This is a genomic window from Sulfitobacter sp., assembly GCF_041552635.1.
In the GTDB taxonomy this organism is placed as follows: Bacteria; Pseudomonadota; Alphaproteobacteria; order Rhodobacterales; family Rhodobacteraceae; genus Sulfitobacter.
This window is the reverse complement of sequence record NZ_JBFEKM010000186.1, coordinates 1-7,095: the sequence shown is the minus strand read 5'-3', so window position 1 is coordinate 7,095 and position 7,095 is coordinate 1. Positions and strand designations below refer to the sequence as shown.

7 protein-coding genes and 1 pseudogene are annotated in these 7,095 nt (G+C 56.4%); 3 read left to right on the top strand and 5 right to left on the bottom strand.

All coding sequences use genetic code 11. From position 1 onward, the window contains the following. The 3 genes and pseudogenes from ABYT07_RS17635 to ABYT07_RS17625 form a co-directional block, all read left to right on the top strand. A pseudogene (locus ABYT07_RS17635) lies at window positions 1-537 on the top strand (hypothetical protein); the annotation flags it as partial. Further along, window positions 534-1,886, top strand: coding sequence for a cytochrome P450 (locus ABYT07_RS17630; protein ID WP_372993339.1), 1,353 nt, complete (start codon window positions 534-536; stop codon window positions 1,884-1,886). The pseudogene ABYT07_RS17635 and the gene ABYT07_RS17630, both read left to right, overlap by 4 nt. Window positions 1,887-1,954: 68 nt before the next feature. Next, entirely contained in the window at window positions 1,955-2,848 is an 894-nt protein-coding gene (locus ABYT07_RS17625) for a fructose bisphosphate aldolase (protein ID WP_372993338.1), read from the top strand. A gap of 286 nt (window positions 2,849-3,134) precedes the next feature. Here the strand turns inward: ABYT07_RS17625 and ABYT07_RS17620 are convergent, their stop codons facing one another. The 5 genes from ABYT07_RS17620 to chrA all read right to left on the bottom strand — a co-directional run bounded on the left by ABYT07_RS17620 (window position 3,135) and on the right by chrA (window position 6,831). Further along, complete coding sequence (locus ABYT07_RS17620) at window positions 3,135-3,368, bottom strand: ribbon-helix-helix domain-containing protein (protein WP_372993337.1); 234 nt, start codon at window positions 3,366-3,368, stop codon at window positions 3,135-3,137. Next, window positions 3,365-3,541, bottom strand: coding sequence for a DUF4169 family protein (locus tag ABYT07_RS17615; protein ID WP_372993336.1), 177 nt, complete (start codon window positions 3,539-3,541; stop codon window positions 3,365-3,367). The genes ABYT07_RS17620 and ABYT07_RS17615 overlap by 4 nt, the downstream gene beginning before the upstream one ends. Continuing rightward, a complete protein-coding gene (fumC, locus tag ABYT07_RS17610; protein WP_372993335.1) occupies window positions 3,538-4,932 on the bottom strand; it encodes a class II fumarate hydratase in 1,395 nt (464 codons plus the stop codon). Before fumC ends, ABYT07_RS17615 begins: the two co-directional genes overlap by 4 nt. 111 nt (window positions 4,933-5,043) lie before the next feature. Then, window positions 5,044-5,508, bottom strand: a complete 465-nt coding sequence (locus tag ABYT07_RS17605; RefSeq protein ID WP_372993334.1) for an SspB family protein — start codon at window positions 5,506-5,508, stop codon at window positions 5,044-5,046. 72 nt (window positions 5,509-5,580) lie between these two features. Beyond that, entirely contained in the window at window positions 5,581-6,831 is a 1,251-nt protein-coding gene (gene chrA, locus ABYT07_RS17600; RefSeq protein ID WP_372993333.1) for a chromate efflux transporter, read from the bottom strand. Between the last annotated feature and the right edge of the window lie 264 nt (window positions 6,832-7,095).

The window sequence follows — 7,095 nt, the reverse complement described above, 5'->3', positions numbered from 1 at the left end:
GTCCTGGTGGTCGGCCATTCCTCTGGTGCGCATCTGGGGGTGTCAATACTGGCTGACTTGGTGCGCGCCGGTCGGGTGCCGGCAGATGGTCCCGCCCTTGGGTTTTTGACGCTGGGGCAGGTGGTGCCGATGGTGTCTTTCCTGCGCGATGCACACCGTTTACGCGCTGACTTGCGCTATCTGTCGCAGCGCGAAGAGCTAACGTGGATCGACGTCACTGCCCCCGGCGACGGCTGCGCGTTCGCGCTGTGTGATCCGGTGGCCGTGTCTGGCGTTGCCCCAGAGGGCAAGAAATGGCCCTTGGTGTTTTCCGCCGCTTTCACCCAGTCGCTAAGCAATAAGCGGTGGAAAGAACTGCGGTGGCGGTTTTTCCGGCTGCATTTCCAGTATCTTTGCGCGTTTGATGCCCCCAAGGATTATGATTATTTCCAGATCACGGCTGGCCCGCACAGCTTGGCCGAACGCTATGCCGGGCGCCCTGCATCGCGTTCTCGGATCGTAAAACCGGTGAATAAATTCACCTCGACCGCGCCATGACCTTGCCCCCCAAGCCCGACAGTCGCCCCGATAAAGTATCGCTGTGGCGGTACGTCAAGCTGTTTCGCCAAGACATACTGTCGGCGCAGCCCGCACGTCTGTACCGCGCGTGGATGGCCGAATTCAAAACGCCGTTTTTTCGCAGCTATCTGATGAACCAGCCCGACCTGATCAAGACGGTGCTGAAAACACGCCCCAATGATTTCCCCAAATCCGACCGCATTGGCGAAGGGCTGCGCCCGCTCTTGGGCAATTCGGTATTTCTGACCAATGGCGAGACATGGAAACGCCAGCGCCGCATCATTGACCCCGCGTTCGAAGGGGGCCGCCTGCGCGATACGTTTCCCGCCATGTGGGACGCCGCCGAAGCAGCGGCCGAACGGCTGGGCACACGAGAGGGTCAGGTAGTCGAGATCGAGGCCGAGACAAGCCATGCCGCCGCGGATGTGATCTTTCGCACCTTATTTTCCATTCCAATTGATCACCATCTGGCGCGGGATGTGTTTGACGAATTCAAGACCTACCAACGTAGCCAGCCGATCCTTAACATCGCGGCGTTCATTCCGTTGCCCCGCTGGCTGCCGCGCATTTTTCGCCGCGACACACGGTCAAGTGCCGCCAAAATTCGCCAGCTGATCACCACGCTGACCGAAGACCGCATGGCCAAGATCAAGGACGGCACAGCGCCGTCCGATCTGGCGACCAAGATCATGACCACTGTTGATCCGGTGGACGGCGATACCTTTACGACCCAAGAGATGGTCGATCAGGTCGCGATCTTTTTTCTGGCGGGTCATGAAACCAGCGCCTCGGCCCTTGCCTGGACGCTGTATCTGATGGCGACCCATCCCGACTGGCAGGACCGTTTGGCGCAAGAGGCCCAACAGATCGACACCTGCGATTTTTCGGTAATGTCCAAGCTGCGTCTCAGCCGGGATGTGTTTCGCGAAGCGTTGCGGCTTTATCCTCCGGTACCGATGATGGTGCGCGAAGCGGCATGCCCCGAAGAATTCCGCGCGCGCAACATCAAGGTCGGATCGCAACTGGTGATCAGCCCTTGGCATCTGCACCGCCATGAACGGCTTTGGGACAATCCCGATGGATTTGATCCGGACCGTTGGCACACCGAGAACGGCCAGAAATGCAGCCGCGAGGCCTATCTCCCCTTCAGCGCAGGGGCGCGGGTCTGTCCAGGGGCCGGGTTTGCGATGGTCGAGGGGCCTTTGATCCTGTCGCGCCTGTTGCGGGATTTTAGTGTCGAAGCGGTTGATACCCGCGTGCCCGTTCCCGTTGCACATCTGACAGTTCGATCAAAAGATGGCATCTGGCTGCGCGTTGTCCGACGCTAACGATATATCATCGCGCGATCAGATGCTTTAGACGGGGCGAAACGGAATCAATAAGGGCCTGTATCACCATGAGCACGACAGACGCACAACGCACACAGATGAAAGACGGCAAAGGATTTGTGGCGGCATTGGACCAGTCAGGTGGATCGACCCCAAAGGCGCTGAGCCTTTATGGCGTTGAGCCTTCAGATTATTCTGGCGACGTCGAAATGTTTCAGGCCATGCATGACATGCGTGCGCGGATCATTCTTGCGGACGATTTCACCAGCGAAAAAGTGTTGGGCGCGATCCTGTTTGAACGCACGATGGATGAGACAATCAATGGTAAACCTGTGGCAACATTGCTGTGGGAAGATCGCGGCGTTGTGCCTTTTTTGAAGATTGACAAGGGCTTGGAAGACGAAGCTAATGGCGTTCAGATGCTAAAGCCTATGCCCGAGCTGGACAGCCTTTTGGCGCGCGCCAAGACTGCCGGCATTTTCGGCACCAAGGAACGGTCGGTCATTCAATCCGCCAATGCCTATGGTATCCGTGAAGTGGTGGCACAGCAATTCGAAGTTGCCAAGCGCGTTTGCGCCGCCGGTTTGGTGCCGATCATCGAACCAGAGGTCAATATCCATTCAGACAGTAAAGCCGAATGCGAAGACATCCTGAAGTCCGAGTTGGAGAACCATCTCGCCCTGCTGGGTGAAGATCAGATGGTAATGCTCAAGCTGACGATCCCGGAAAAGGCAGGACATTATGATAGCCTTGCGGATTTGCCCAATGTGTTGCGCGTTGTGGCGCTTTCGGGGGGATATTCAACCGATGACGCCTGTGACAGATTGTCGAAAAACCCTCAAATGATTGCGAGCTTTTCGCGTGCGCTCACCGAGGGGTTGAACGTCAAGATGACGGATGCTGAGTTTAACGCAGCCTTGGGCGCGAATATCGACAAGATTTATAGCGCATCGGTCGCGTAGAAACCGGAATTTTCAAAAATTCCGCTCCGATTTTTTTGAAAAAATCATCTATAAAATCAAACGTATGGGCTCTTGGTTGCAAAAGATAATCAATTGCCCTGCGTTTTCGACGGCGTGATATCCGCGCCGTTTGAGTTCATCTTCAAAGGCTGACCGACCGACATATCTTTCGATGTCTCTTAGATTGCGACGGATGACACCACCTTGGCGGGCAGCTTTCGCGCTGAAAACATGCGTGATCCAGTGTTCCGGCGAGAGTTCGGGTGGCAATGTCATACCCCAAACCCTAATCCTGTGGTGGTAAACGATCCTTTAACGACCGCAGCACATATACTCGTATCGCCGACGCGAGCCCTGCTTCCATCCCGCGTTCCGCGTCGATCTCCGCGACCAGAGCGTTCAGCGCGATGCCTTTATCCTGCGCAATCAATCTGAACTCGCGCCAGAATTCATCTTCCAGCGAAATGGATGTTCGGTGACCCTTTAGGGTCACCGAGTGTTTGATGGGCCGTGCGCTCATGTCTCGCGTTTATGGGCTTCCAAGTTACGCGAAATCTGCTCCAGACGTGCTTTGATCACATCTTTTTGCGGCTTGCTTTGGCCGAACTGCACTGCGTTTTCGTCAGCGCGGGCCTTACGAGAGGCGCGATTGCGCTCTTTCTTGACCTTGTTAAGGTTGATAGGGGCGGTCATTCTTTTGGTCCGATCATTTGTTCAGGCCGCACAACGCGGTCGAATGTTTCGGCATCGACAAATCCCAAGGCGATTGCTTCTTCCTTGAGGGTCGTGCCGTTCTTATGGGCTGTTTTGGCGACTTTGGTCGCGTTGTCATAGCCGATTGTGGGGGCCAGCGCTGTCACCAGCATCAGGCTTTCTTTCATCAGCTTGTCGATCCGCTCAATATTGGCTTGGGTGCCGACGACCATATTGTCGGTAAAGGCCGACGCGCTGTCGCCCAAAAGCTGCATGGATTGCAAGACGTTATAGCTCATCATCGGGTTATAGACGTTCAGCTCAAAGTGGCCTTGCGATCCGGCAAATCCAACGGCGGCGTCATTGCCCATGACATGCGCGCAAACCATTGTCAGCGCTTCGGCTTGGGTCGGGTTTACCTTACCGGGCATGATCGACGATCCGGGCTCGTTTTCCGGTAGGATCAATTCACCCAAACCCGAGCGCGGGCCAGACCCCAGCAAACGCATGTCGTTGGCGATCTTGAACAGCGATCCCGCGACGGTTTTCAGTGCGCCTGAAAACATGACCATCGCGTCATGGGCGGCCAGTGATTCAAATTTGTTGGGGGCGGTCACGAACGGCAGACCTGTGATCTCTGCCATATGCGCGGCGACTGCTTCGGCCCAGCCTTTTTTGGTGTTCAGGCCAGTACCAACGGCGGTGCCGCCTTGGGCCAGCTCGTAAATATCGGGCAGGCAGGCATTGACTCGTTCAATACCTTTTTTCACCTGATGCGCGTAGCCGGAAAATTCCTGCCCCAGCGTCAACGGCGTCGCGTCCTGAGTATGGGTGCGGCCAATCTTGATGATGTCTTTGAATTCAACCGATTTGGCAGCCAAGGCATCATGCAGTTTCTGCAAGCCCGGCAGCAGCACATCGCGCGCCTGCATCGCAATCGCGACATGCATCGCGGTGGGGAATGTATCGTTGGACGATTGGCCCATGTTGCAATGGTCATTGGGATGGACGGGGTTTTTCGATCCCATCTCACCGCCAAGCATTTCAATCGCCCGGTTCGAGATCACTTCGTTTGCGTTCATGTTCGACTGGGTGCCTGATCCGGTCTGCCAGACCACCAACGGAAAGTTATCATCGAACTTGCCGTCGATCACTTCGGACGCGGCGGCAACAATCGCATCGCCAATTTTTGCGTCCAGATCGCCTTGCTCGAGGTTCTCCATCGCGCAGGCCTTTTTCACCACACCAAGGGCGCGGATGATCGGTACGGGCTGTTTTTCCCAGCCGATAGGAAAGTTGATGATCGACCGCTGGGTTTGCGCGCCCCAATATTTGTCGGAAGGAACCTCCAACGGGCCAAAGCTATCGGTTTCGGTGCGTGTATCGGCCATGTGTCGGCTCCTGATCGTGGAAATGCATTGCCTCAGGGTTTAGCGTGCGCAAAGGTCGTGCGCAATCAGGCGATGGCGCAAACACCGCTCAAGCCGCTCTTAAGCCGGTCGTTATTTGCGAAAACTGTCCAAAGATACGATTTCGGCGGCTTTGGGGGCATCTTCTGCCACTTCCAGCTCGCTTTCCTCGGTTTGCTCAAGCTTTTTATCGGCTGAACCGGTTTCTTGCTGCTCAAACTTCAGGCCAAATTCGACCGAAGGATCAACAAAAGTGCGGATCGCGTCATAAGGAATGTACAAAGGCTCAGGTGCGTCGCCAAAATTCAACGTGACCGAAAAACCCTCTTCTGTCACTTCAAGCTTGTCGTACCAATGCTGCATAACGACTGTCATCTCGCCGGGATAGCGATCAGACAACCAATCGGCCAGCTCGGCATCGGGGTGTTCGGTGTCGAACGTGATAAAAAAGTGATGATTCCCTGGCAACCCATTGGCCGCAACGTCCAGCAGAACCTGCCGGATCAGTCCGCGCATGGCGTCGTGCATCAGGTTGCCATACTCAATGCTTCGGCTCATATCGGTCTCATGCCTCCATCTGACACCCCTACCATACGGCATTTCACAACCGTGAAAAGGGGGGCGATTGATTTATAATATCGTCCCGACCAAAAGAGCCGTAAGGCCGGTAATGCACATGGTGAAAACAAAGCCGCGTGCCCAGACCACCATCAAGACTCCGGCCAGCACGGTCAGTCCGAAACCCGCGAGGTTAAAGCTGGACCAGTCGGGCAGGGGCACCGCAAGAATCGCAGCAGGTGAAATCCGGTCGAACAGAACATGCAGTGCAAACCAGACAGACAGGTTGGCGATAACCCCGACAACAGCGGCGGTGATTGCGCGCAACGCTGCAGCAAGCCTTGGCTGGCCGGATATTTTCTCAAGATAGGGTCCAGCTAGGAATATCCATAAAAAGCAGGGGGTAAAGGTTACCCAAAGCGCCAATAGCCCTGCAGCGATTGCTCCGGATGGGCCGCTTTGGGCAAATCCGGCCAGCAAGGCCACGAACTCAGTTACCAAGATCAACGGCCCCGGCGTGGTTTCGGCCAGCCCAAGCGCGTCGATCATCTGCTCGGTTGTGATCCAGCCGTAATCCTGCACCACGCTTTGCGTCATATAGGCCAGCACCGCATAGGCACCGCCAAACGTAACCACGGCTAGTTTGGAAAAAAACAGCCCCAGTTGCAGCAGAAAGTCCTGCCCCATCAGCCAAAGGACAACCAGCGGCATGGCCCAAAGCCCGCCCCAAAGAACCAGCGTTCTGACCGATTGCGCTTGGGGGGCGTCGATCATTTCTACAGCGGGCACATCGCCCGGTTGCCGCAAGCCGCCCCAAAGCCCAGCGGCAAGAATGATGAGTGGAAAGGGCAATCCCAAGACGAAAAGCGCCACAAAGGACAGCCCTGCCAAGACGACGGCCTCGGTCCCGTCCAGCGCCCTGCGGGCCAAACTGCGCAGCGCTTGAAATACGACGATGATCACCGCGGCCTTAAGGCCCAGGAATGCGGCCTGCACCAATGGTACTTGACCGAAAGCGACATAGCCCAAGGCCAGAAACCCGATCAATGCCGCGCCGGGCAGGACAAATAACAACCCGGCCAGCAGCCCTCCGGATATGCCGCGCAACCGCCAACCGGCATAGGTGGCAAGCTGCATGGCCTCGGGCCCCGGTAAAAGCATGCACAAGGACAAAGCGCGCAGATACCCCGCTTCGTTCAGCCAAGCGTGCCGCTCGACCAGCTCGCGGTGCATCAGCGCGATTTGCGCGGCAGGACCGCCGAAAGATAAAACGCCGATGCGACCAAAGACACGGAACATCTCGGACCAACCGGGGGCGCTCATAAACGGTACCGCATAGGCAAGCCCGGCATCGCGAACGCGCCAACACGCGTCCAACAACGGGACGCATCTTGCACTAGCCGCCTGTGTTCATAGCTTTGTTTGCCACCATGCAGGAATCCCGCGACCTTTGCGGATACGATCAGGCAAAAAAGCGATTGAGGGAATATTTCGCCAAGCGCCGCCATGACATGCATCCTTTCATACCGGAAACATGCGAACTTCTGGCTGGAACCTCACGGGGCGTTCGCGACTACCCCAACGCGC